Origin of the sequence: Novosphingobium resinovorum (assembly GCF_027922145.1) — a bacterium.
GTDB lineage: Bacteria > Pseudomonadota > Alphaproteobacteria > Sphingomonadales > Sphingomonadaceae > Novosphingobium > Novosphingobium resinovorum.
Genome location: NZ_BSFC01000043.1, coordinates 14,450 through 35,391 on the forward strand (window position 1 = coordinate 14,450; position 20,942 = coordinate 35,391).

23 protein-coding genes, 1 tRNA gene and 1 pseudogene are annotated in these 20,942 nt (G+C 63.5%); 15 read left to right on the forward strand and 10 right to left on the reverse strand.

Going from position 1 to position 20,942, the window contains the following annotated elements:
- Positions 1-151: 151 nt before the first annotated feature.
- The 4 genes from PKE80_RS21790 to msrA form a co-directional block, all read right to left on the reverse strand.
- Positions 152-712: a fasciclin domain-containing protein gene (locus tag PKE80_RS21790; RefSeq protein ID WP_271184320.1), complete on the reverse strand. Its 561-nt coding sequence runs from the start codon at positions 710-712 to the stop codon at positions 152-154.
- 82 nt (positions 713-794) lie between these two features.
- Positions 795-1,481 (reverse strand): anti-sigma factor, encoded by a 687-nt coding sequence (locus PKE80_RS21795; RefSeq protein ID WP_271184321.1) that lies wholly within the window; start codon positions 1,479-1,481, stop codon positions 795-797.
- Positions 1,474-2,049, reverse strand: coding sequence for a sigma-70 family RNA polymerase sigma factor (locus PKE80_RS21800; protein ID WP_271184322.1), 576 nt, complete (start codon positions 2,047-2,049; stop codon positions 1,474-1,476). The genes PKE80_RS21795 and PKE80_RS21800 overlap by 8 nt, the downstream gene beginning before the upstream one ends.
- A 31-nt stretch (positions 2,050-2,080) precedes the next feature.
- Positions 2,081-2,821, reverse strand: coding sequence for a peptide-methionine (S)-S-oxide reductase MsrA (gene msrA / locus PKE80_RS21805; RefSeq protein WP_271184479.1), 741 nt, complete (start codon positions 2,819-2,821; stop codon positions 2,081-2,083).
- Positions 2,822-3,003: 182 nt separating this feature from the next.
- On the opposite strand from msrA, the gene PKE80_RS21810 reads away from it, so the two are divergent.
- Positions 3,004-4,740: a cytochrome c biogenesis protein DipZ gene (locus PKE80_RS21810; protein ID WP_271184323.1), complete on the forward strand. Its 1,737-nt coding sequence runs from the start codon at positions 3,004-3,006 to the stop codon at positions 4,738-4,740.
- Positions 4,741-4,875: 135 nt separating this feature from the next.
- Positions 4,876-5,712, forward strand: a complete 837-nt coding sequence (locus PKE80_RS21815) for an outer membrane protein (RefSeq protein ID WP_271184324.1) — start codon at positions 4,876-4,878, stop codon at positions 5,710-5,712.
- Positions 5,713-6,085: 373 nt separating this feature from the next.
- On the opposite strand, the gene PKE80_RS21820 is transcribed toward PKE80_RS21815, so the two are convergent.
- A complete protein-coding gene (locus PKE80_RS21820) occupies positions 6,086-6,817 on the reverse strand; it encodes an SDR family oxidoreductase (RefSeq protein WP_271184325.1) in 732 nt (243 codons plus the stop codon).
- A 189-nt stretch (positions 6,818-7,006) separates the two neighbouring features.
- On the opposite strand from PKE80_RS21820, the gene PKE80_RS21825 reads away from it, so the two are divergent.
- The gene (locus PKE80_RS21825) at positions 7,007-7,903 is read left to right on the forward strand and encodes an AraC family transcriptional regulator (RefSeq protein WP_271184326.1); all 897 of its coding nucleotides are present in this window, start codon (positions 7,007-7,009) and stop codon (positions 7,901-7,903) included.
- Positions 7,904-8,423: 520 nt separating this feature from the next.
- Here the strand turns inward: PKE80_RS21825 and PKE80_RS21830 are convergent.
- Entirely contained in the window at positions 8,424-9,332 is a 909-nt protein-coding gene (locus tag PKE80_RS21830; RefSeq protein WP_271184327.1) for a LysR family transcriptional regulator, read from the reverse strand.
- A 115-nt stretch (positions 9,333-9,447) separates the two neighbouring features.
- On the opposite strand from PKE80_RS21830, the gene PKE80_RS21835 reads away from it, so the two are divergent.
- The 6 genes and pseudogenes from PKE80_RS21835 to PKE80_RS21860 all read left to right on the forward strand — a co-directional run.
- Positions 9,448-10,248, forward strand: a complete 801-nt coding sequence (locus PKE80_RS21835) for a type 1 glutamine amidotransferase domain-containing protein (protein WP_271184328.1) — start codon at positions 9,448-9,450, stop codon at positions 10,246-10,248.
- 71 nt (positions 10,249-10,319) lie between these two features.
- Positions 10,320-10,613, forward strand: coding sequence for a putative quinol monooxygenase (locus PKE80_RS21840; RefSeq protein ID WP_271184329.1), 294 nt, complete (start codon positions 10,320-10,322; stop codon positions 10,611-10,613).
- A gap of 10 nt (positions 10,614-10,623) precedes the next feature.
- Positions 10,624-10,758: a hypothetical protein gene (locus PKE80_RS21845; RefSeq protein ID WP_271184330.1), complete on the forward strand. Its 135-nt coding sequence runs from the start codon at positions 10,624-10,626 to the stop codon at positions 10,756-10,758.
- 128 nt (positions 10,759-10,886) lie between these two features.
- Complete coding sequence (locus tag PKE80_RS21850; RefSeq protein WP_271184331.1) at positions 10,887-11,012, forward strand: hypothetical protein; 126 nt, start codon at positions 10,887-10,889, stop codon at positions 11,010-11,012.
- Positions 11,012-11,209, forward strand: a complete 198-nt coding sequence (locus tag PKE80_RS25405; protein WP_271184332.1) for a hypothetical protein — start codon at positions 11,012-11,014, stop codon at positions 11,207-11,209. The genes PKE80_RS21850 and PKE80_RS25405 overlap by 1 nt, the downstream gene beginning before the upstream one ends.
- Before the next feature lie 173 nt (positions 11,210-11,382).
- A pseudogene (locus tag PKE80_RS21860) lies at positions 11,383-11,523 on the forward strand (hypothetical protein); the annotation flags it as partial.
- A gap of 255 nt (positions 11,524-11,778) precedes the next feature.
- Here the strand turns inward: PKE80_RS21860 and PKE80_RS21865 are convergent.
- A complete protein-coding gene (locus tag PKE80_RS21865) occupies positions 11,779-13,227 on the reverse strand; it encodes an aminotransferase-like domain-containing protein (RefSeq protein ID WP_309299003.1) in 1,449 nt (482 codons plus the stop codon).
- 80 nt (positions 13,228-13,307) lie between these two features.
- Between PKE80_RS21865 and PKE80_RS21870 the strand changes: the two genes are divergently transcribed.
- Both PKE80_RS21870 and PKE80_RS21875 read left to right on the forward strand, forming a co-directional pair.
- Positions 13,308-14,168: a DMT family transporter gene (locus PKE80_RS21870; RefSeq protein WP_271184333.1), complete on the forward strand. Its 861-nt coding sequence runs from the start codon at positions 13,308-13,310 to the stop codon at positions 14,166-14,168.
- 35 nt (positions 14,169-14,203) lie between these two features.
- Positions 14,204-15,412 (forward strand): LL-diaminopimelate aminotransferase, encoded by a 1,209-nt coding sequence (locus PKE80_RS21875; RefSeq protein WP_271184334.1) that lies wholly within the window; start codon positions 14,204-14,206, stop codon positions 15,410-15,412.
- 147 nt (positions 15,413-15,559) lie between these two features.
- On the opposite strand, the gene PKE80_RS21880 is transcribed toward PKE80_RS21875, so the two are convergent.
- The 3 genes from PKE80_RS21880 to PKE80_RS21890 form a co-directional block, all read right to left on the reverse strand.
- Positions 15,560-16,162 (reverse strand): tyrosine-type recombinase/integrase, encoded by a 603-nt coding sequence (locus PKE80_RS21880; protein WP_271184335.1) that lies wholly within the window; start codon positions 16,160-16,162, stop codon positions 15,560-15,562.
- 122 nt (positions 16,163-16,284) lie between these two features.
- A complete protein-coding gene (locus PKE80_RS21885; RefSeq protein ID WP_271184336.1) occupies positions 16,285-16,704 on the reverse strand; it encodes an Arm DNA-binding domain-containing protein in 420 nt (139 codons plus the stop codon).
- Positions 16,705-16,847: 143 nt separating this feature from the next.
- Positions 16,848-16,939: transfer RNA gene (locus PKE80_RS21890), tRNA-Ser, on the reverse strand.
- A 360-nt stretch (positions 16,940-17,299) separates the two neighbouring features.
- Between PKE80_RS21890 and PKE80_RS21895 the strand changes: the two genes are divergently transcribed.
- The 4 genes from PKE80_RS21895 (at position 17,300) to PKE80_RS21910 (ending at position 20,930) form a co-directional block, all read left to right on the forward strand.
- Positions 17,300-18,022 (forward strand): DUF1134 domain-containing protein, encoded by a 723-nt coding sequence (locus PKE80_RS21895; protein WP_285022159.1) that lies wholly within the window; start codon positions 17,300-17,302, stop codon positions 18,020-18,022.
- Between the two features lie 80 nt (positions 18,023-18,102).
- Positions 18,103-19,278, forward strand: a complete 1,176-nt coding sequence (locus PKE80_RS21900; RefSeq protein WP_271184338.1) for an amino acid aminotransferase — start codon at positions 18,103-18,105, stop codon at positions 19,276-19,278.
- A 2-nt stretch (positions 19,279-19,280) separates the two neighbouring features.
- Positions 19,281-19,823 carry a GNAT family N-acetyltransferase gene (locus PKE80_RS21905; RefSeq protein ID WP_271184339.1) on the forward strand — a complete coding sequence of 181 codons (543 nt, stop codon included), beginning with the start codon at positions 19,281-19,283 and terminating at the stop codon, positions 19,821-19,823.
- A 105-nt stretch (positions 19,824-19,928) separates the two neighbouring features.
- The gene (locus PKE80_RS21910; protein ID WP_271184340.1) at positions 19,929-20,930 is read left to right on the forward strand and encodes a Gfo/Idh/MocA family protein; all 1,002 of its coding nucleotides are present in this window, start codon (positions 19,929-19,931) and stop codon (positions 20,928-20,930) included.
- Positions 20,931-20,942 lie beyond the last annotated feature (12 nt).

The window sequence follows — 20,942 nt, forward strand, 5'->3', positions numbered from 1 at the left end:
CAACGAACCCCGCCGACGTGAAGGCGCGGCGGTCCAAGGAAAAAAAGCTCGAAGTCATGGCCGCGAAAATCCTGTCGCTTGAAAGTATGCAGGAGATACATGGGGCGGCGGGCCAACGGCCCACAAGCCCCATGTGTCGTTGAAATCGTGGTCAGGGCATCAGCACGGTGTCGACCACGTGGATGACACCGTTTGATTGCATGACGTTGGCGATGGTGATCTTCGCCTTGCCGCTCTTGGCATCGGTTAGCCACCAGGCTCCGGCCTTGTCTTTCCAGGCGGTCAGCTTCTCGCCCTCTACCGTCGTCAGCATGGCCTTGCCGCCATGGGCCTTGGCGTTGGCGGCGATGTCGGCGGCGGTCACGCGGCCCGCGACGACGTGGTAGGTCAGCACTTTCGTCAGCATCGCCTTGTTTTCAGGCTTGAGCAGCGAATCCAGGGTGCCCTTGGGCAGCTTGGCGAAAGCGGCGTTGGTGGGCGCGAAGACGGTGAACGGACCGGGGCCCTTCAGCGTATCGACGAGCCCAGCAGCCTTAACCGCGGCGACGAGGGTGGTGTGGTCCCTGGAGTTGACGGCGTTGTCGACGATGTCCTTGGTCGAATACATCGCGGCGCCGCCCACCATCGGGTTCTTGGCCGCAATGGCTACGCCGCCGCTGAGCAACAGGGCGGCGGCCAGGCCGGAGGCGAACTTGCGGGATAATGCTTGCATGTCAGGGATCCTCTTTCGCGCACTCCTTTGGATGGAATGCCCCGAAGATACGGAGCGCATGCCGGTCCGGATGCAGGAGAAATCAGATCATCGAGATTTTTCCCGTCATCACCGGCAGGCTGCTCGGCGCGGCATGGGGCGCGGTGGCGGGATCTTCCATAGTAACGGCTAGCGTCGCTCCCGCAGCAATAAGCGGGCGCATTGCGGGATCGACGGGAATGGCGCCTCCCTGGTGCGCCATCATTCCCAGCGAGCGCGGGACGCCGTCCTGCGGGATGACCCATAGCTCGGCGCGCTTGCCGTCGCCGGGCTCCGCCTGCGAGCCGACCTGCAGGATGCCTTTCCGCGGGTCGTAGCTGATGGCGAGAACTTGCGCCTCATCGGTCCCCTTTAGCTGCGAGACGGCCATTGGCATGCGTGCAGTCGGCTCGACCGGGCGCAGTACGATGAATAGGGCGAGCGCTGCCGCGACGGCTCCAGACATCAGCGCACCCGCTCGCCAAGCATGCAGTCGGTTCAGGCTTGGCGCCTCCGGGGCGGCTCCGATGCGCGCCGCTACCGTATGCCAGACCCGGGACGAAGGCAGGACGGGCGGGAGCGTATCGAGTAAAGGAGATAGCCTTGTGGTCCATCCTTCCACCTCGCGTGCAAAGACCGGATCGGATAGGCACAAGCGCAAGGCCTGCGCTCGCTCGGCTCCTTCCAGCAGCCCCAGCGCGAGTTCAGCGGCGAGAGCACCGCGATCCTGTTCCTCGGCTGCGTCAACCATGGCCCAGGCAATCCTTAAGCCTGAGCATGCCGCGCCGGATCCAGCTCTTGACCGTGCCGAGCGGCGTATCGCTGCGTTCCGCCAACTGCTGGTAGGTAAAGCCCTGAAGGAACGCGCTGCGGATGGCGCTGGACTGCTCGCTGGGAAGGCCTTCGAGGCAGACAAGCAGCCTGCGCCTTTCCTCATCGCCTTCCATCAGCGCATCGGCGAGCGGCGCATCGTCCGCGATTGCGGCCATCGCTTTATCGGGCATGGCGTCATGGCGATGTTCGGCTCGGCGCCAGTCGACGGCGGCGTTGCGCGCGATCGTGGCGAGCCAACTTACGGGACTGGCCCGAGAGGCGTCGAATGACGCCGCCCGTCTCCAGACCTTCACGTAGACATCCTGTAGCACATCCTCCGCCGCTTCCCGGTCCGCGCAGATGCGAAGGCAAATACCGAATAGCTTGGCGGAGGTGAGGTCATAGACATTGCGCAATCCGGCCGCATCGCCGCTGGCGGCGAGATGGATCGCCGAGACCAAAAGTGCCCGGTTTTCCGACCGTGAGGCAGAACTCGCTTCATGCATTCGCCGGTCTCGTCCCTGCTACGCCGAAGGATCAACGATCCTTCGCAGAACTTGTGCCCGGCCCGGACACGAGAACGGGATTGCTGCGATAGAGCGCCGGGAACGTCGCTTTAAGCGCGGTGACCTTCGGCAGGTCGTTGCGGCGGATATAGGCCGAATCCGGGTGCAGGGTCAGGTAGTCCTGATGGTAGGCTTCCGCTGGGTAGAAGCCCTTAAACGGCTCCACGCGCGTGACGATGGGGCGCTTCCAGGCACCTGCCTTGCCGAGTTGGGCAATATATCGCTCCGCGGTCTCGCGCTGTCCCGGCGACTGGGGGAACAGCGCGCTGCGATACTGGGTGCCGCGATCCGGTCCCTGCGCATTGAGCATCGTGGGGTCCGCGATCACCGAGAAGAATACGTGCAGTAATTGTCCGTAGCTGACCTGCCGGGGGTCGTACGTCACCTTCACTGCCTCGGCATGGCCCGTGCTCCCGCGTGAAACTACGGCGTATTTCGCGTTTTCCCGATCGCCTCCCGCATAGCCCGATACCGCGCTGCTCACGCCCCGGACATGCTGATATACGCCCTGAACGCCCCAGAAGCATCCGCCCGCGAAGACGGCGGTTTCGCGCTTGCCTACCTCCGAGGCCTGGAATGTCGGTGCCTGGATGCGGAATACGGCCTGCGTCGGGGCGGCTTGAGCGCTGTTCTTGCGCATGAGCGCCGTCGCTCCCGCCATACCTGCAGTGACGGTAACAACGAGCATGGCGATGCTGGCGATACGCTTCATGAACAAGGCTTTCCGGCTTCGTGGTTCCTGCGTGAATATACGATGCAAGCTGGCGGAAGGATGCATGCCGCCGTCATTCATGGATCATTATGGTGCGCAAGCGTCTATGGACCGCAATACCGAATCCGCCGACGCATCGGAGCGCCGCGCGCTTCGGCATCTGCGGCAAGGCGGCGATACCAATGATCCTTTTTCTGCTGGCTTACCTGGGCGGTGTGCTGACGATCATCAGCCCATGCATCCTGCCTGTGCTGCCTTTCGTCTTCGCGCGCGCCGACAGGCCGTTCCTGCGTAGCGGCCTGCCGTTGCTGCTGGGCATGGCGATGACCTTTGCCGCCGTAGCGACGCTGGCGGCGGTCGGGGGAGGATGGGCGGTCCAGGCGAATGCCTATGGCCGGATCGCGGCGCTTGTCGTGCTTGCCGCCTTCGGGCTGCTGCTGCTGTATCCCGCGCTTGCCGACCGGGCGACGCGTCCGCTGGTGGCGTTGGGCGGAAGGCTATCCCAATCCGCTGACCGGGCGGATCACGGCGCATCGAGTTTCTTTGCCTCGCTCCTGCTGGGCGTCGCCACCGGCCTGCTGTGGGCGCCTTGCGCGGGGCCCGTGCTGGGGCTCGTCCTCACCGGAGCCGCGCTGCAGGGCGCAAGCGCGCATACGAGCCTGCTGTTGCTGGCTTACGCGGCAGGCGCCGCGACTTCGCTGGCTCTGGCCTTGCTGGTGGGCGGCAAGGTCTTCGCCGCGATGAAGCGCTCGATCGGCGTGGGCGAGCGGATCCGCAAGGTTCTGGGCGTCGCCGTGCTGATCGGCGTCGCCGCGATCGCGCTGGGGCTGGATACCGGACTGCTGACGCGGCTCTCGCTGTCAGGCACCACGCGTTTCGAGCAGGGCCTGCTCGACCGGTTCCATCCGGATGATGCCATGCCTTCAGCTGCGATGGGCAAAGGCGGACGACTGGCCGACGAAGGCCCGGTCCCCTCGCTCGCTGGGGCCGGTGAGTGGATCAACTCGCCGCCGCTGACCCCGCAGTTGCTGCGCGGGAAAGTCGTTCTGGTCGATTTCTGGACCTACAGCTGCATCAACTGCCTGCGCTCGCTGCCCTACGTGCGGGCCTGGGCGGAGAAGTACCGGGACCAGGGGCTGGTCGTCATCGGCGTCCACACGCCCGAGTTCGCGTTCGAGAAGGACCCCGCCAATGTCCGCAAGGCGGTGCACGACCTCGACATCGCCTATCCGGTCGCGATCGATAACGACCATGCCGTCTGGCGCGCGTTCCGCAACCGCTACTGGCCCGCCCACTACTTCATCGATGGCAAGGGCCGCATCCGTTACCACCATTTCGGCGAAGGCGATTATGCGCAGTCGGAGAGGGTGATCCAGCGCTTGCTGGCAGAGAATGGAAACGCGGTGGGTAATTCCGGGACCGTCACCGTGTCGGCGACCGGAACCGGAGCCGCTGCGGGGCAGGGCAAGGCGCGATCGCCGGAAACCTATCTCGGCTATGGAAAGGCGCAACGGTTCGTCTCGCCGGGCGGTCTCGTGCGCGATACTCGTCACGACTACGCGGTCCCTGCATCACCGCGCAGGGACGACTGGGCACTCGGCGGCACATGGACGGTCGGGCGCGAACAGGCTTCGCTCGAGGCCGCCGGAGGCCGCATCGTCTATCGCTTTTATGCGCGCGACCTGCACCTTGTGCTCGGCCCGACCCGGTCGGGGCAGCGGGTACGGTTCCGCGTGACCATCGACGGCAAGGCCCCCGGAGCCGACCATGGCGCCGACGTCGATGCCAGCGGTAACGGAGCGGTCGAGAGCCAGCGGCTCTACCAGCTGGTCAGGATGCAAGGCGGCATGGCGGAGCGGACTTTCGCGATCGAGTTCCTCGACCCGGGCGTTCAGGCCTACGCATTCACGTTCGGCTGAGGCGTGCCATCGGCTGTGCACACAATGGCACATGGGCAACAAAACGTCATGGTAAGCCGGCGCAACCAAACTTTGGCCCTCGCAGTTTGCCCTTCCGACAGCGGCTGAGTTGGCCGTCTGATAAGGAGGATTTCCATGAGGGCACTGTACTTTGCGCCGTTGGGCGTGATGGCGCTCGCTCTTACCGCGCCAGCTTTTGCGCAGGACGGGGACGCGGTGGACTGGAGCGGCCCGTATGTCGGCGGCTCGATCGGCTACACGTTCCAGAAGAGCGACAACAACGAGCATCTTCGCTTCGACACCAATGCCGACGGCACCTTCAACGACACGGTCACGACGACCACCGGCGCAAACGCGTTCTCACCAGGCACGTGCGGCGGCGCAGCGCGTGGTTCGACACCGGCCAGCGGCTGCCGGGGCGACAAGGATGCGCTGAGCTGGATGGGCCATGTCGGGTACGACCGGCAGTTCGGCAGCATCGTCGCGGGCGTGGTCGCCGAAGCGGGCAAGACGTACATCGACGATGCCGTGAGCGAATATTCGACGACGCCTGCCTACTACACCATGCGCCGTCAGATCGACTGGAACGGCAATCTGCGTGCCCGGCTCGGCGTGACAACGCGCAGCGGCATCATGCCCTATGTGACGGGCGGCCTGTCCTACGCCAAGGTGAGCAACAGCTTCACCACCAGCAACGGGGCGAACAGCTTTACGGAAGTGAACCGCAAGGAAGATGCCTGGGGCTGGAACGTCGGTGGCGGCGTTGAAGCCAAGGTCGCGCAGAACTTCTCGATCGGTGCGCGCTATCTCTATACCCGCTACAATGCCGGCGATTACCGTGTCGATGTCGGTGCCGGCACGGCGCCTGCGACCAATCCCTTCCGCATTACCCCTTCGGGCGGAGCCAGCATCAATCGTGGCGACAAGTTCGACACCCAGAGCGTCATGGTGACCAGCAGCTTCCGCTTCTGATCGCGCTGACCTGAGGGCAGTTGCGAACATCTTGCTCCACCTCGCAATTGCCCTCATTGGTCACACCGCCAAACGTCCGGGCTTTAAACTCGAAGTTCCTTACGGGCAGTCTTGGGCCTTCAGAAAAGGGGAAGCTGCACGTCCGCAACTGGATAACGAAAAGTGACCGCTGAGAGTCCGAGAAGGGGCGGTTCGGACAAGGGCGAGCGCCAGATCGAGCGCCATTTTGGGCAGTCAGCTTTGTATTAATAATTCGAGAGGTTGCACCGTTTGGCCGCCTTTATCCTCTAGAGGCTTCGAGAAATTCAGGAGCGCATAGGACCTTGGCTGCTGCCGGGTTATCGGGGCAATATGCGCATGCCCCCCATCCTCGTCAGATTGTTGAGCGAACCGGCCGGACGATCAACGTATTAACGTCCACATCCGCCGGCTGCTCCACTGCATAGGCGATGGCGCGCGCGATCGCGTCCGGGGTGAGCGCGATGGAGCGGAAATCGACCATGGCCTGCGCCGCGACCGGATCGGTGATCGTGTGGGCCAGTTCCGATTCCACGACGCCCGGCGCGATGATGGTGACGCGAATGTCGTCATGCTCCATGCGCAGCGCCTCCGAGATGGCGCGCACTGCATATTTTGTCGCGCTGTAGACGCCGCAGGTCGGCCACACGGCATAGCCACCGATCGAAGAAATGTTGACGAACTGGCCGCTGCCCTGGCTTTTGAAGCGGGGGAGGGCGGCGGCTATGCCGTGCAGGACACCGCGGATGTTGACGTCGATCATACGGTCCCATTCGTCAACCTTCAGGCTGTCGAAGCGCGACAGCGGCATCAGCCCCGCATTGTTGACCAGCACATCAACGCGGCCATATTCGGCTTCGGTCGCGGCGATGAACGCCTCGAAATCGCCGCGGTCGGTGACATCGAGTGACCGGAAGGCGACTGTGCCTCCCGCTGCGTTCAACTCCTCCGCCAGCGCTGCGAGCCGGTCGGTGCGGCGTGCGCCCAGCATCAGCTTCGCGCCGCGCGCCGCCAGGAGCCGCGCCGTGCCTTCGCCGATGCCGCTGCTGGCGCCGGTAATCGCGATGACCTTGTCCTCTATGGCCATGATAGTCACTCCCGTTCAGACAGACCGAACCATCGATCCGATGCCCCTTAGATGGCGCTATCTGGTCGGAAGGAGGTAGAACGGTCATCCGGGTTGATTGCACGATATTCCAGATTTATAGCGCCGCGCTGGATCGGTCTCTATCAGCCGTGTAGGCTGATCGTACCGACTGCTTTAGGAGAGGCGCTGATGGCGCATCAAGAACTGGCTCAGCAGATTGCCCGATACGCCGAGCGAGACGGTATCATCGAGACGCCCATCGCTCGGCTCACGCTGGTCCGCTCGGGCCGGGGTGGCGAGTCGGTGCATATGGTGCAGCGTCCGGCGCTGTGCATCATCGCGCAGGGCAGCAAGCGCGTGCTGCTGGGCGATGCGGTGATCAACTATGGCCCTGCCAGCTATCTCGTCGCCTCACTCGACCTGCCCATCACAGGCGCTGTGACGCAGGCGAGCGCGGACGCGCCTTATCTCTGCTTCTGCCTCTATCTCGACCCCGCCCTGTTGTCGGAGATCGCGTTAACCCTGCCGCCTCTGCCGGCAGGCACGGAGGAGAGGGGCGGGATGACGCTGCATCCGATGACACCTGAACTGATTGACGCGGCGACGCGGTTGACGGCGCTGCTCGGCGATCCGGCGAACGCGCCGCTGCTCGCGCCGCTTATCGAGCGGGAATTGCTGGTGCGGCTGATGACCGGGCCGGGCGCGGGCATCCTGCGCGCGATAGCGAGCGGCGAAAGCCGCACCAGCCAGCTGGCCAAAGCGATCGCCTGGCTCAAGACCCATTTCCGCGAACCATTCAGCGGACCACATCTTGCCGCCCTTGCCGGCATGAGCCTGTCGAGCTTCCATGATCATTTCCGCCGCGCCACCGCCATGACTCCGCTGCAATATCAAAAGCAGTTGCGGTTGCAGGAAGCGCGGGCGCTGATGCTAGCCGGCCGGCTTGATGCGGCAGAGGCGGGCTTCCGCGTTGGCTATGACAGTCCTTCCCAGTTCAGCCGCGAATATCGTCGCCTCTTCGGCGCCCCACCTGTCCGCGACGTGGAGCGGTTAAGGGCAATGCCGCAGATGGCTATGGCGATTTGAGGGCGAGGCGTAGTTCGGTTCGATGCGGGGCGACGATACTTGCCCAGCTGTGATCCGCATCGTTTCAGGGGCAATGACGCGCTTGGAGAGCGCCAAAGACTGGATCGACAGCACTCGCTGCTCGTCGTCGCTTGCAACATAGGTTCCGCTCTCCGAGCATTGCGAACCGTCCGCATCTTATGTCCCCCTTGGCGAGACATCGGGTGCGACATCGGGACAGAGAGAATGTTCGGGATCATACGCCAGAGAACAAAGCTCCGCTGCCCTCACAGCGAGCGGCTCCTGCCGATGGCGCCATTGCACAATTCCGAGCGACAGCCGCGAGATATAGCTGACGGTTGGCACTTTGGAGTTTCGAAATGAAAGCCTAGTATCTGCGTTGGGTCGATTGCGTAGGCGGCATCGTGGGGCAGTGCCGTCATTTTCGCCTTGGTCGGCGAGTGTCGGCTTCGGCGAAGAGCCGACACTCGCACGATCGGCGGTCCCTTTAAAAAGGTTGGAAGTGGCACGCTCGGCGCAATCAATCCGAAGCCGACAGTTCCCGCACGATCTCCGCGACCAGCCCCCGCAGCCAGCGGTGCGCCGGATCCTGTCGGTATCGCACATGCCAGGCCATTTCGACGGGAAACGTACCTAGATCCACCGGCGCGGTAAGAATTTTCAAGCGGGAATCCTGTCGTAGTCGCCGGCAAATCAGTGACGGCAGTGTCGCGCAATAGTCGGTGACGGCCACCATCTCAGCGACCGCGAAGAAGTTGGTCACCGAAATCGCCACCTCGCGCTTGAGCTGCTGCTGCGCGAGCGCCTGGAACAGGCCCGCGCGCATTCGCCCCGGCGGTATGATGTTGACGTGCTTGAGCGCCTCGAACTGCTCGCGCGTCATCGCGTCGCCCACGGTGGGATGGTCCGCCCGCACGGCACAGGCAAGGCTCTCGTCCATCAGATGCTGGACGACGAGATTGTCGGGAGGATCGACGATGCGGCCGAGCACCAGCGCAGTGGTGCCTGATACGACACCGGTCTCGACCAGATCGTTGCCATAGGGTGTCAGCCGCAGCTTGATGCAGGGCGCCACCTGCTGGAGCCGGGCGACGATGGCGGGGACAAGCACGAACTCGACATAACCATTGGGCGCTATCGTGAAAACCCGCTCGGCCTTGGCGGGATCGAAGCCCTGCTGGCCCAGTACAGCATCATCGAGCTTCGCCAGCGCATCGGCGATCGCGGGCGCGAGTTCCAGCGCGACGGCGGTGGGCTGGATCCCGTAACGCTCGCGGATGAAAAGCTGATCCTGCAGCATCAGGCGCAGCCGCGAGAGCGCGTTGGACAGCGCCGGCTGCGTCATCCCGACGCGCTCGGCCGCGCGCGTCACGCTCCGCTCTTCCATCAGGGCAACAAAGATAGGGAGCAGGTTGAGGTCGTATCGCATACAGACATACTCTAGAGCGTATAACTGAAATCAGAATAATAAACTTCTGGAATATGTCGAATAGGGCCACCTTTCACTCGTCCGCAGCAAATGCGGTGAGACAATGGAGACTCAGATGACCAATGCGAAAGTGCTCTTCCTCGGATCCAACGCCACGCAGATCGAGCTGCGCGGCGGCGGCTCTGCCACGATTGGCCAGTACCTGAACGAGACAGTGGTGCCCGCGATGGCGCTGATCGAGGCCGGCTACGATGTCGTGCTCGCTACGCCCGACGGCACCAAGCCGCACATCGACGAAGCATCGGATACGGTGCAGCATTTCGGGGGCGACCAAGCCGCGTATGAGCGCGCACGGCACTTCTTTGCCGAGGACCCCGCCATGAACGAGGTCCACACCCTCGCCTCGGTCATCGGACAGGGTCTGGACGAATTTGCAGGCGTCTTTGTCCCGGGCGGCCATGCTCCGGCGGTTGATCTGATGCAGGACTGCGAGGCGGGCGCCATTCTGCGCCACTTCCATGCGGCGGCCAAGCCGACCGGGCTGCTCTGCCATGGTCCCGTCGCGGTGGTCGCCGCCCTGGCCGACCCGGCAGCGTACAGGGCCGCCCTGATCGAGGGCGATGACGCTAGGGCGACCGACCTCGCTAAGGGTTGGATCTATGCGGGTTATCGCATGACGGTTTTCTCGGCGAGCGAGGAGAAGATCGCCGAAGAGCACCTGCTGAAGGGCGAACTGTACTTCGACATGCCCAAGGCCCTGCGGCTGGCCAGCGGCGAGGTTTCGGCGGCTCCTGAAGATTTCGTTGCCAACGTGGTCGTGGATCGCGAACTGATCACCGGCCAGAACCCGGCCTCCGACCACGCAGTCGCGAAGGCCATGATCGAGGCGCTCGGCGGCCCGCAGACGGCCGCATGAGCACGCGCATGACAGGTGGCGCGCTGCGGATGCGCGCCACCACGCGCACCCATTCATCAAGGATTACCCATATGACCAACCCTGTGAAGATCGTCGCCGTCCTGACCGCTCGTCCCGGCGCTGCCGACCAGCTCCGTACCCTGCTCGAGGGCATGCTCGCGCCGAGCCGGGCCGAAGCCGGCAACTTGCGCTATGATCTCTGGCAGGATCAGAGCGAGCCCACGCGCTTCGTTCTGGACGAGCTCTACACCGGCTCGGACGCGGTTGCCGCGCATCGCGCGACCCCGCACTTCCAGGCCTATCTGGCCGCGATCAGCGATCTTGCCGAGCGGACCGCCTTCGTCCTCGATCCCGTTTCGGCCTGAGGAGGCCCCGATGCGCAACCTGAAGCACTGGATCGGCGCCGCGCTGCTCGCGCAGCCCTTCTACGCAGAGGAAATTCAGATGATCGGACTTCTGGCGCAGACATGGCGCTTCGGGTTGCCGCACCGCCTGCAACCAGGGCGCTAAACCCGCCACCATCCCACACGAGACGGCAGCAGACCGCCACCTTCGTTCCGCGCCGCCGGACCGGAAGGAGCCATGCCGCGCGCCTGCCAAAAGGCGCCGGCTGATCCACGCACTCCGAGGAGATCATGATGACCCGCCACCCCGCCCTGTTCACCCCCGTCCCGCTCGGCCAGCACACCTTGCGCAACCGCATCGTGCTGCCGCCCCAGACCACCAGCGCGCCGCCCAGCCCGGAGACGTGCCGACCGCGCTGATGGCCCGCTACTATGCCCAGCGCGCCGGCGCAGGCTTCATGGTCAGCGAAGGCACGCAGATCGAGCCGCTCAGCCAGGGCTACCGGCAGGCGATCCCGGGCAGTTCGGTCGCGCGTGCCATTGCCTATGCGATCGAGCAACCCGCCGATGTCGACATCAACGCCATCGTCATCCGCCCCACTCGCCAGAATTTCTGACAGCCGTTGCAGCCCCGCTTCCGTTCTTAGGAGCCCACGATGTTCGACACACTGACCAACCCCGCCCAGATCTTTGCATCCGAAGCCGTATCGCGCGACCCCGCCACCGACGCGCTGATCGCGCGCTGCCCCTACCAGAACCCTGAAGAGGTCGGCGATTCCGCTTCCAGAACACGGGTCAGGTCTGTCTCGTGGCCAAGCGCTTCATCCTCGAGCGGCCCATAGCCGAAGCCTTCACGGCGAAGTTCGTGGGCGCCGCGCGCGACCTGAAAATCGCGATCCGCAAGATCCCGCCACGAAGATCGGCCCCATGACGCCGGCCATCCTGAGGCGCCCGCGTCGAGGTCGATTGACGTGGCGGAAAGTACGGGAAGCGACAAAATTCTTTCAGGATGACCTTTATTGGTCGCGAGCTGCCAGAAGAGCGGAAGGTCTGCACCTGGGGAGCCGAACTCTGGCTCTGAGCGTCTCCTAAGGGGCGGCAGCGATGGGCTGGGCTTGGGATGAACCTGCCGTTCGCGATAAGAATGCGAATGGCAGGTTCCAACGACCGAGCCGCTCACGCGGTTTCATTCCCGTCGGACTGATTGATCTAATGCTTGAATGAGAGCGTGCTCGACCCGGTGATCGTCCGATTGCGCCACGTTGAAGCGCATGAACGGCGCCGCAGACTGAGACACGCTGAACACGTTGCCAGGTGCTAGCACAACGCCAGCCTCCAGGCAGTGTCTGGCGATGTCCGCGGAATCGAGGCCATCTGGTAGGCGGCACCATAGATAGAAACCACCTCGCGGCATGATCCATGGCATGATTCCCAACTTCGCCAAACGTGCGGCAGTATGGTCCCGCGCTTGCGCCAAACGCTGGCGCAGTTCGGCCATATGCTTTCGATAGCTACCACCCGCCAGCACATCGGCGATCAATTCTGTTGCCACTGGGCTAGGTCCACCGAAGCTCGTCGCAACCTGAAGATCAATCAATCCCTCGATCCAGTCGCGACGCGCCGCGATATAACCACAGCGCACGGCCGCGGAGAGGGTCTTGGAGAAGCTCCCTATGCGGATCACCCGGTCGAGTCCGTCGAGGACCGCGAGACGCGGCGACGGCGATGGTTCGAAATCGGCGAAGATATCGTCTTCCACGATCGTGAGGTCATGGGCTCCGGCAGCGCTCAGCAGGCGGTGCGCCGTTTGATACGAAATGCTTGCCCCCGTTGGATTGTGGAGCGCGGAGTTGGTAATGTAGAGCCTTGGCTTATGCGCAATCAGCGCCGCTTCGAATGCCGCGGTGTCCGGACCGGTGGACGTGAATGGAATACCGACCAGCTTCACACGGTGCGCGCGCAGCAGCGCCTGGAAATTGAAATAGCCGGGGTCGTCGACCAGCACGGTGTCGCCGGGATGCAGCAGAAAGCGGCAGATCAGATCGATGGCCTGCGTGCCGGATCCGGTCAGCAGAACCTGGTCAGCGCTCACGTCGATGCCCTCTTCGGCGAAACGACCGAGAAGCAGGCGGCGCAGCGCCAGCGAACCATGTGTGCTGCCATATTCGGTCAGCAGTGCATCCTCACCGCGTGCCAGTGATCGTAATGCCTTGCGGAGTGCGGCATGGGGCATCCAGTCCGTTGGCAGCCAGCCACAGCCTGGCTTGGCCATGGAAGCATCGGCGTCGAGAGATTGGCGGGAAATCCAGAACGGATCGACGGCCCGCTCGCGGCGTGGCCCCATTTCGCTAACCGACATCGGCGAGATGCTGCTTCCCGTCACATAGAAGCCCGAACCTCGGCGTGCACTGATCACCCCTTCGGCCGCCAGTCGATCATAGGCCTCGACCACGGTGGATGGAGACACGGACATGGTCTCAGCAAATCCTCGGACGGAGGGCAGCCGATCCCCCGGACCGATTGCACGGCTTGCGATCTTCGCACGGATTGCGTCCATGAGTTCTTCGGTTCTGGTTCCGCTGCGCAACCGACCCATCGCTATGCGCTTTTTGATTGTATGGTATAAAATATCCATACAGTTACCAATTTTTGTATTGTATTGTCTCTGTCTTGGCCAGACCTCTCCGAATAGTCGGATCGCGAAAGCGAGGAGTTATGGAACGGAATACAGCCGGTTGGGGCAGCGGCCTCCTGGGCGTCATCATCTTTAGCGGGTCTCTGCCGGCGACACGTCTCGCAGTCGCGGACTTCACGCCGCTGTTCGTAACGTCGGGGCGTGCCGTCATCGCGGCGCTGCTTGGCGCGGTCGTCCTCATGGCACTCCGGCAAGCACGGCCCGCGCGCTCCGACCTGCTGCCGCTCGGCATCGTCTCGATCGGCGTAGTGCTCGGCTTCCCGCTTCTGACCGGTTTTGCTCTCCAGCACATCACAGCGGCACACTCGGTTGTCTTCGTGGGATTGCTTCCGCTGTCCACCGCCATCTTCGGCGTATTGCGCGGTGGCGAACGCCCCAAACCTGCCTTCTGGTTTTTCTCGACAATCGGGGCTGCTGCGGTGGCCGGTTTCGCCTTGTACAACAGTGGAGCCGGTTCGTTGACCGGCGACCTGCTGATGGTGGCGTCCATTGTGCTGTGCGGACTGGGCTATGCTGAAGGTGCGGCGCTGTCCCGCCGGCTTGGCGGATGGCAGGTTATCAGTTGGGCTCTGCTCCTCTCGCTACCGGTCATGATCGTCTTCGCCATGACGACAGTGCCGGCGAACTGGGCCGACATCGGGTGGCGCGCCTGGTCCGGCTTCGCTTATGTTTCGGTCTTCTCGATGATGCTGGGTTTCGTGTTCTGGTATCGCGGCCTTGCCGTTGGCGGCATCGCCGGCGTCGGACAACTCCAGCTCCTTCAGCCCTTCCTTGGTCTGCTCCTCGCAGGCGTGGTTCTCGGAGAGCCTGTCGCATGGACGATGATCGCATCGACCGTGATCGTCATCCTCTGCGTGGCCGGTGCGAAGCGCTTCTCCTGATCCATACCTGATCTGTCCATTCACGAGACATAGCCATGACCGAAGAGTTCTATCGCATGAAGCGCCTGCCTCCCTACGTAATCGCGGAAACCAACGCGATGCGGGCAGCCGCGCGCGCTGCCGGGCAAGATGTCATCGATCTCGGCATGGGCAATCCAGACCTGCCTCCGCCCGATCATGTCATTGAGAAGCTGATCGAGGTGACGCGCAAGCCCGATGCCCATGGCTATTCCCAGTCAAAGGGCATTCTTGGCCTGCGTCGGGCACAAGCCGATTATTACGGCCGGCGCTTCGGCGTCGAACTTGATCCCGAGACGGAGGTGATCGTCACGATGGGATCGAAGGAGGGGCTGGCCAGCCTCGCCACCGCGATCACCGAGCCGGGTGATGTCGTGCTCGCTCCCAATCCCTCCTATCCGATCCACACGTTCGGCTTCATCATCGCAGGCGCGACGATCAGAAGCGTGCCGACCACGCCGGACGAGCACTATTTCGAGAGCCTCGAGCGCGCGATGCGTTTCACCGTGCCCCGCCCGAAGCTGCTGGTGACGAACTATCCCGCCAACCCGACGGCGGAGACTGTTGACCTCGCTTTCTACGAACGCCTGGTGGCATTCGCGAAGGAGAACGACCTGTGGGTTCTGAGCGACCTTGCCTATTCGGAGCTGTACTATGACGGCAAGCCGACGGTATCGATCATGCAGGCGAAGGGCGCGAAGGATGTCGCCGTCGAGTTCACCAGTCTGTCCAAGACCTACAGCATGGCAGGATGGCGGATCGGCTTCGCTGTCGGGAACCCAAGGCTGATCGCGGCTATGGCGCGGGTGAAGTCCTATCTCGATTATGGCGCTTTCACGCCGATCCAGGCTGCCGCCGTCGCGGCGCTCAATGGGCCGCAGGACGTTGTCGAGAAGAACCGCCGGCTCTATCATCGGCGACGCGACGTGCTCGTCGACAGCTTCGCCCGCTGCGGATGGGAGATACCAAGCCCAAGCGCATCGATGTTCGCATGGGCGCCGCTACCGCCCGCCCTTCGGCACATGGGCAGCCTCGAATTCTCGAAGGAGCTGTTGACCCAGGCGAAAGTGGCTGTCGCAGCGGGGGTCGGCTATGGCGAACAGGGTGAAGGATATGTCCGCATCGCACTTGTCGAGAACGAGCAGCGAATTCGACAGGCCGCGCGCAGCATCAAGCGCTATCTTCTGTTGAAAGGCGTGAACGTGCCCACTGGCAAGGGAGACTGAAATGGCGCTCTTCAGAGGCATCGGCGGACGGACCGCACTGGGGAGCGTGGATTTGGCTGCTGGAGAACGGGGAAAGTTCGCTGCCGGCGAGGTCAGGCCGCTCGCTGCAAGCGACGGTTCGCTACATCGACTTCGCGGCAAGGTGCGTCAGCGCGGCTCGCAAAAGGCTGACCAGCCATTCATCAGCAATCGGCGCTTTTCGAGCAAGTTTCCGCGTCGATACGCAGCTTCAGTTTTGTCTTTTGCAACGTGAGCAAGTGCTGCCTCGGCCACTTCGCCGTGATGCTCAGTCTCTTCGCTCACCCAATCGCGAAATGCCGACCTGAAACCATGTGCCGTGTAAGGTTCCTTAATTTCACGCAGAAGCTTCGTCAACGTCATGTCGAACAGCGGGGTGTTCCGTTTCGCTCCAGGGAAGACGAGGGGGCAATCACCCAGTTTGAGGGCGGCTGCTCTTTCTATGATCCGAATTGCGCTCGGCGTGAGGGGAATGACATGCTCGCGGTTGGCCTTCATTCGCTTCTTCGGCACCGTCCAGAGGCAGTTCTCCAGATCAAATTCCTCCCACCGCGCGCCGCCAACCTCCCCCGATCGTGAAGCGCACAGGATTGCAAACTCGAGTGCCATCCGGCTGAATGACTTTCGTGTCCTGAGGCTGGCAACAAAAGCGGGTACATTATTATAGGGCATCGCTGCGAAACGGCCCTCATTCTTCGGCTGCTTAGGCAGACTTTTGGTCACCGGATGCATCGGTGCCTCTGATTCTCGGAAGCCGGAGGCAAAGGCCCAGTCGAGCACCGCTCCAATACGCTGTCAGACCCGCCGTACGGTCTCAGGCTTGGATAGCCAGATTTCGGCCAGGACATTGCGGATCATGGGCTGGTGATTTCCGAGACTTGGACATTGCCTAGTTTGGGGAAGACATATGTCTCCAGCGTACGAAGCCACTGACCTTCATGCTTCTCATTGCGCCAAGTCTTGCGCTGGGCTGCTAGGACTTCCGCAGTGGCCTCCTTGAAGGTAGGCACGCCTTCGGCCTTACGCCGTTCGAAAACGGGGTCGAGGCCCAGCTCCACCCAGCTCCGAATCTCCCGAGCGCGCTCCCTTGGCTGGGCGATCGACACCTTCGCCGCGCTGCCCGCGCCAAAGTCGCGGCGGCTACCAGCCTTCTGAACCCGGCACATCCAACTCTTGGTATCACTGGGTTGGATGATGAGAAAAAGTCCATCACCATCCCCCAGGCGTCCTGGCTTGGTGGCGTTTCTTACAACGGTTGCGGGCAGCTTACCCATGCCACAAATCTTCCCACATTTTTTCCCACACGACGAATCGGTTGCAGGCGAACAGGGATGAATGCGGGTGGACACGAAGCACCCGAAAGACCTGATTTCTCAGGGCTTTATCGGATGGTCGCGAATGTGGCTATACAAGCCGGTGGCGGAGACGCCGGGATTCGAACCCGGGGTGCCCCCTTAAGGGCACGACGGTTTAGCAAACCGCTGGTTTCAGCCACTCACCCACGTCTCCGAGTGCGGCTTGGAGCGGTGCCTATAACGGGAGCATTCGGGGGCGGCAAGGGGGCAAGAGTGCCAGAATGCAGATTTATTCGGCACTCGCTTCGGCGCATGTTTCAAGTTCAATCCGCCGCAAAACCGACTCGGGTCGTCGTCCGTTCATTGCTAGGTCATGCGCGGTGGATTCTTGTGGGATGATACCAGTTTTGACCGTGCATGGGGCGCGGGGAACGTGGAAGCGCCAGTATCGGCGTGGAGAACGCAAGGTAATCACGCCATGAAGGGTCATTCTATGCAAGATCGCACGCACACTGCCCGGGGCGCGCGTCGCAGGTCGGTCATCGGGTTGGCGGCGGCGTTTATGGCGCTCGCCATGCCTGTTGCGCCGGCCTTAGCGCAAGTCACCACCGTCGATCCCGACGCTGCGATCGATAGCGACCTCAACCGGGGGACGACCTATTCGCCGGTGCCGCCTGCAACTGATCCTGGTAACGGCACGCCTGTTGAAGGGCCCCCCGCCACCGACTGGAACGGCGGGCAGCCGGCCTATCCTGCTCCCACGCCCGCGCCGACTTATCCCGCCGCACCTGCTGTCGCGACGCAGGACAATGGTTCGACCTACCGCGAGGACGACCTGATTGGCGCAGCCGAAGGTGTATTCGGCAAAGGCGCCAAGGGTCTTGCGGACATCATCAAGGACCTGCTGGCCAAGCAGGGCGAGCCGAACGCCTATATCATCGGCCGCGAGGCTGGCGGCGCCATCGCCGTGGGCCTGCGCTACGGCTCGGGCACGCTTCACCACAAGGTGGAGGGCGAACGTCCCGTCTACTGGACCGGGCCGTCGATCGGCTTCGATGCCGGAGCCAATGCAGGCAATGCCTTCGTCCTCGTCTACAACCTCTACGACAGCCAGGACCTGTTCCACAGGTTCGGCGCGGGCGAAGGCCAGGCTTATCTCGTGGGCGGCTTTACCGTCAGCTACCTGCGCCGCGGAAACACCGTGCTGATTCCCGTGCGCGCGGGCGCGGGACTACGTCTGGGCGCCAACATCGGCTACATGAAGTTCTCCGAAAAGCAGAGTTGGCTGCCCTTCTGACGCAACGATATTGCGCATCGACGCGGCCCTTCAACTAGGTGGTTGCGTCAAGCGGCGGGCGGGGTTAAGGGCCGCCCGCCATGCTCAACGATCTCAAGCAACAGCCCGCTGACGCGCTCCTTGCGCTGATCAAGCTCCACAACAACGATCCGCGTGCGGACAAGATCGACCTCGGTGTCGGCGTCTACAAGACTGCGGAGGGCGACACGCCCGTCTTCGCCGCGATCAAGGCGGCGGAGAAGAAACTGGTCGAGGAGCAGAACTCCAAGGCCTACCTTGGCCCCGAGGGTGACATGGGCTTCGTCGAGAAGCTGATGCCCTACGTGTTCGGCAAGGCCAACCCGACCATGGACGGCCGGATCGAGGGCATGCAGACCCCCGGCGGCACCGGCTCGCTGCGCCTCGCGCTCGCGATGGTGAAGCGTGCGGGCTACAAGCGCGTCATCGTCGGCAAGCCCAGCTGGCCGAACCATAACCAGATTTGCGCCGATCTCGGCCTCGAAGTCCTCGAATTCAACCACGCGACCGGGGCCGGTGCCGACATGGACGCCCTGCGCGGCGCGATCGCCACGGCGCAGGAAGGCGATGCCATCCTGCTGCACGGCTGCTGCCACAACCCGACAGGGATTGACTACACCCGTGCAGAGTGGTCCGAGATCGCCGGACTGCTGGCCGCTTCGACCATCCTGCCGGTTCTCGACCTTGCCTACCAGGGCCTCGGCCAGGGCATGGAAGAAGATGCCTACGGCCTGCGCCGCGTTCTGGCATCGGTGCCCGAAGCGCTGATCTGCTATTCGTGCGACAAGAACTTCGGCCTCTATCGTGACCGCGTCGGCGCGCTCTACGCAATGGTCGCCGATCCGGCCGATCTTGCCAAGGTGATGTCGAACGGTCACTCGCTGGCGCGCGCCAACTGGTCGCAGCCGCCAGATCACGGCGGCGCGGCGGTTCGCGTGATCCTCGAAGACGAGGCGCTGACCGCGCAGTGGCTGGCCGAACTCGACGAAATGCGCGAGCGCATGCGCGGCGTGCGCGCCAAGCTGCAGGCTGCCGGCAAGACCGGCGGCGTCGATCTGACCCCAGTGGGTTCGCAGAACGGCCTGTTCTCGATCATCCCCTTCACCCCGGAGCAGGTGCAGGCGATGCGTTCGGAATACGGTATCTACTTTGCCGCTTCGGGCCGCATCAACGTTGCGGGTCTGACCGACGGCAACATCGACCAGTTCATCGCCGCCGTCGCGGCCGTGACGGCCTGATCATGAACCGTGAGCCGGTTCTCGAAGGGGACCGGCTGACGCTCCGGCCCTTGGTCGAGGCGGATTGGGATGCGCTGTTCGCAGTCGCGTCCGATCCCGACATCTGGGCCGTGCATCCCTCGCACGATCGTTGGCAGGAGCCGGTGTTCCGCGCCTTCTTCGACGAGGCGCTGGCGGGTGGCGGCGCCCTTGCGATCCTCGATCGGGAGAACGGCGCAATCGTCGGCTCCTCCCGCTACGGAGCGCCCGAAGTCGAGCAACCCGGCGAAATCGAGATCGGCTGGACGTTCCTGGCACGCCGCTACTGGGGCGGCGGGTACAACGCCGAATTCAAGCGCATGATGCTTGCGCACGCACTCCAGCATTTCGAGCGTGTCATCTTCCAGGTGGGCGCGGACAACGTCATCTCGCGCAAGGCGATGGCGAATATCGGCGGCCGTCTGGTCGAGGGCCGTTCGCGCAGCTACGAGCGCTGCGGCGTGATGGTCGAGCACGTCATCTTCGAAATCACGCGCGAGAGTTTCACGGCAGGCCCGCTGGCCTGACCGGGTATCGTCCGCCTGTCGATCAACCGCCCAGGCGGTGATGGACGGCGGGTGAAGATATGGGCCTCGTCACGTCTTTCCTGACCGACGTTACGTGGAGCCTGCATGACAATCGATCGACCCATCGGGATCGCCCTCGTCGGCTGCGGCCGGATCGCGCCGCTGCATCTCAAGGCGATCGTCCGCAGCCCGGAGCATGCCCGGCTGGTCGCGGTGGTCGACCCCGATCCCGCTCGCGCTGCCGAATTCGCCGGCGAGTATGGCGCTAAGCATGCCTGCTGCTCGCTGGAAGAGGCGCTGGCGCTGGATGCTGTCGAAGCAGTGGTGCTGTGTACGCCCAATGCGCTTCACGCCGATCAGGTGGAGCAGGTCTTGCGCGCCGGGCGCAACGTGCTGGTCGAGAAGCCGTTCTCCGAAACCGTCGCCGATGCCGAGCGGATCGCTGCACTGGCGGACGAAACCGGGCTGGTCCTTGCTGCCGGGCACACCTTTCGCCATGTCGAGGCGGTCCGTACGCTGCAGGACCGCCGCGCCGGGTTCGGCCGTCTGCGCGGGGTCAGCATCTCGATGTGCGTGTTTTGGGACGGCCCGCAGGCGCCCTGGTGGGCGACCCGCACGCGCGAGGAAGGACTGGTCCTTACCCTGTTCGCCCCGCACGCGATCGATTTCCTGCAACTCGTCGTCGGCGAGATCGATCCGCTGCGCATCCATGTCGAGGCGGCGCGCTTCCAGCCCGACTGGGCGGCAGAGGACGAGGCGATGATCCTGCTGCGCTATCCTGACGACGTGCTCGCCTCTATCCACGTTTCGTACAACCAGAAGCGCACGATGAACCGCAAGGTCGCGCACTTCGAGAACGCCACCGTGCGCGTCGAGAACGGCGATGAACTCTGGATCGACGACGAGCCCGTCGTCATGCCCGAGCGAGCACCGGTGGATGACGATGCGCTCTTCAACGACGGGATCACGCACTATTTCGCGACGCAGCTTCGCGAGTTCGCTCTGGCGGTGAGGGGGCTGCCGAACCGCAGCGTGCTGCACCCCGCCGCCCTGCGCCAGACCCGCCTCAACCGTGCGATCGTGGCGGCGGCGCAGCACGATAGCTAGTGTGCCAGCGCT

Coding starts and splice junctions, on each gene's coding strand:
- PKE80_RS25405 (WP_271184332.1), top strand. CDS start 11,012: ATGGCCCGCTACTATGCCCAGCGCGCCGGCGCAGGCTTCATGGTCAGC.
- PKE80_RS21880 (WP_271184335.1), bottom strand. CDS start 16,162: ATGCATCCGGTGACCAAAAGTCTGCCTAAGCAGCCGAAGAATGAGGGC.
- PKE80_RS21895 (WP_285022159.1), top strand. CDS start 17,300: ATGCCTGTTGCGCCGGCCTTAGCGCAAGTCACCACCGTCGATCCCGAC.
- PKE80_RS21790 (WP_271184320.1), bottom strand. CDS start 712: ATGCAAGCATTATCCCGCAAGTTCGCCTCCGGCCTGGCCGCCGCCCTG.
- PKE80_RS21845 (WP_271184330.1), top strand. CDS start 10,624: ATGCGCAACCTGAAGCACTGGATCGGCGCCGCGCTGCTCGCGCAGCCC.
- PKE80_RS21910 (WP_271184340.1), top strand. CDS start 19,929: ATGACAATCGATCGACCCATCGGGATCGCCCTCGTCGGCTGCGGCCGG.
- PKE80_RS21870 (WP_271184333.1), top strand. CDS start 13,308: ATGGAACGGAATACAGCCGGTTGGGGCAGCGGCCTCCTGGGCGTCATC.
- msrA (WP_271184479.1), bottom strand. CDS start 2,821: ATGAAGCGTATCGCCAGCATCGCCATGCTCGTTGTTACCGTCACTGCA.
- PKE80_RS21850 (WP_271184331.1), top strand. CDS start 10,887: ATGACCCGCCACCCCGCCCTGTTCACCCCCGTCCCGCTCGGCCAGCAC.
- PKE80_RS21825 (WP_271184326.1), top strand. CDS start 7,007: ATGGCGCATCAAGAACTGGCTCAGCAGATTGCCCGATACGCCGAGCGA.
- PKE80_RS21830 (WP_271184327.1), bottom strand. CDS start 9,332: ATGCGATACGACCTCAACCTGCTCCCTATCTTTGTTGCCCTGATGGAA.
- PKE80_RS21820 (WP_271184325.1), bottom strand. CDS start 6,817: ATGGCCATAGAGGACAAGGTCATCGCGATTACCGGCGCCAGCAGCGGC.
- PKE80_RS21885 (WP_271184336.1), bottom strand. CDS start 16,704: ATGGGTAAGCTGCCCGCAACCGTTGTAAGAAACGCCACCAAGCCAGGA.
- PKE80_RS21810 (WP_271184323.1), top strand. CDS start 3,004: ATGATCCTTTTTCTGCTGGCTTACCTGGGCGGTGTGCTGACGATCATC.
- PKE80_RS21905 (WP_271184339.1), top strand. CDS start 19,281: ATGAACCGTGAGCCGGTTCTCGAAGGGGACCGGCTGACGCTCCGGCCC.
- PKE80_RS21840 (WP_271184329.1), top strand. CDS start 10,320: ATGACCAACCCTGTGAAGATCGTCGCCGTCCTGACCGCTCGTCCCGGC.
- PKE80_RS21795 (WP_271184321.1), bottom strand. CDS start 1,481: ATGGTTGACGCAGCCGAGGAACAGGATCGCGGTGCTCTCGCCGCTGAA.
- PKE80_RS21800 (WP_271184322.1), bottom strand. CDS start 2,049: ATGCATGAAGCGAGTTCTGCCTCACGGTCGGAAAACCGGGCACTTTTG.
- PKE80_RS21835 (WP_271184328.1), top strand. CDS start 9,448: ATGACCAATGCGAAAGTGCTCTTCCTCGGATCCAACGCCACGCAGATC.
- PKE80_RS21875 (WP_271184334.1), top strand. CDS start 14,204: ATGACCGAAGAGTTCTATCGCATGAAGCGCCTGCCTCCCTACGTAATC.
- PKE80_RS21865 (WP_309299003.1), bottom strand. CDS start 13,227: ATGGATATTTTATACCATACAATCAAAAAGCGCATAGCGATGGGTCGG.
- PKE80_RS21900 (WP_271184338.1), top strand. CDS start 18,103: ATGCTCAACGATCTCAAGCAACAGCCCGCTGACGCGCTCCTTGCGCTG.
- PKE80_RS21815 (WP_271184324.1), top strand. CDS start 4,876: ATGAGGGCACTGTACTTTGCGCCGTTGGGCGTGATGGCGCTCGCTCTT.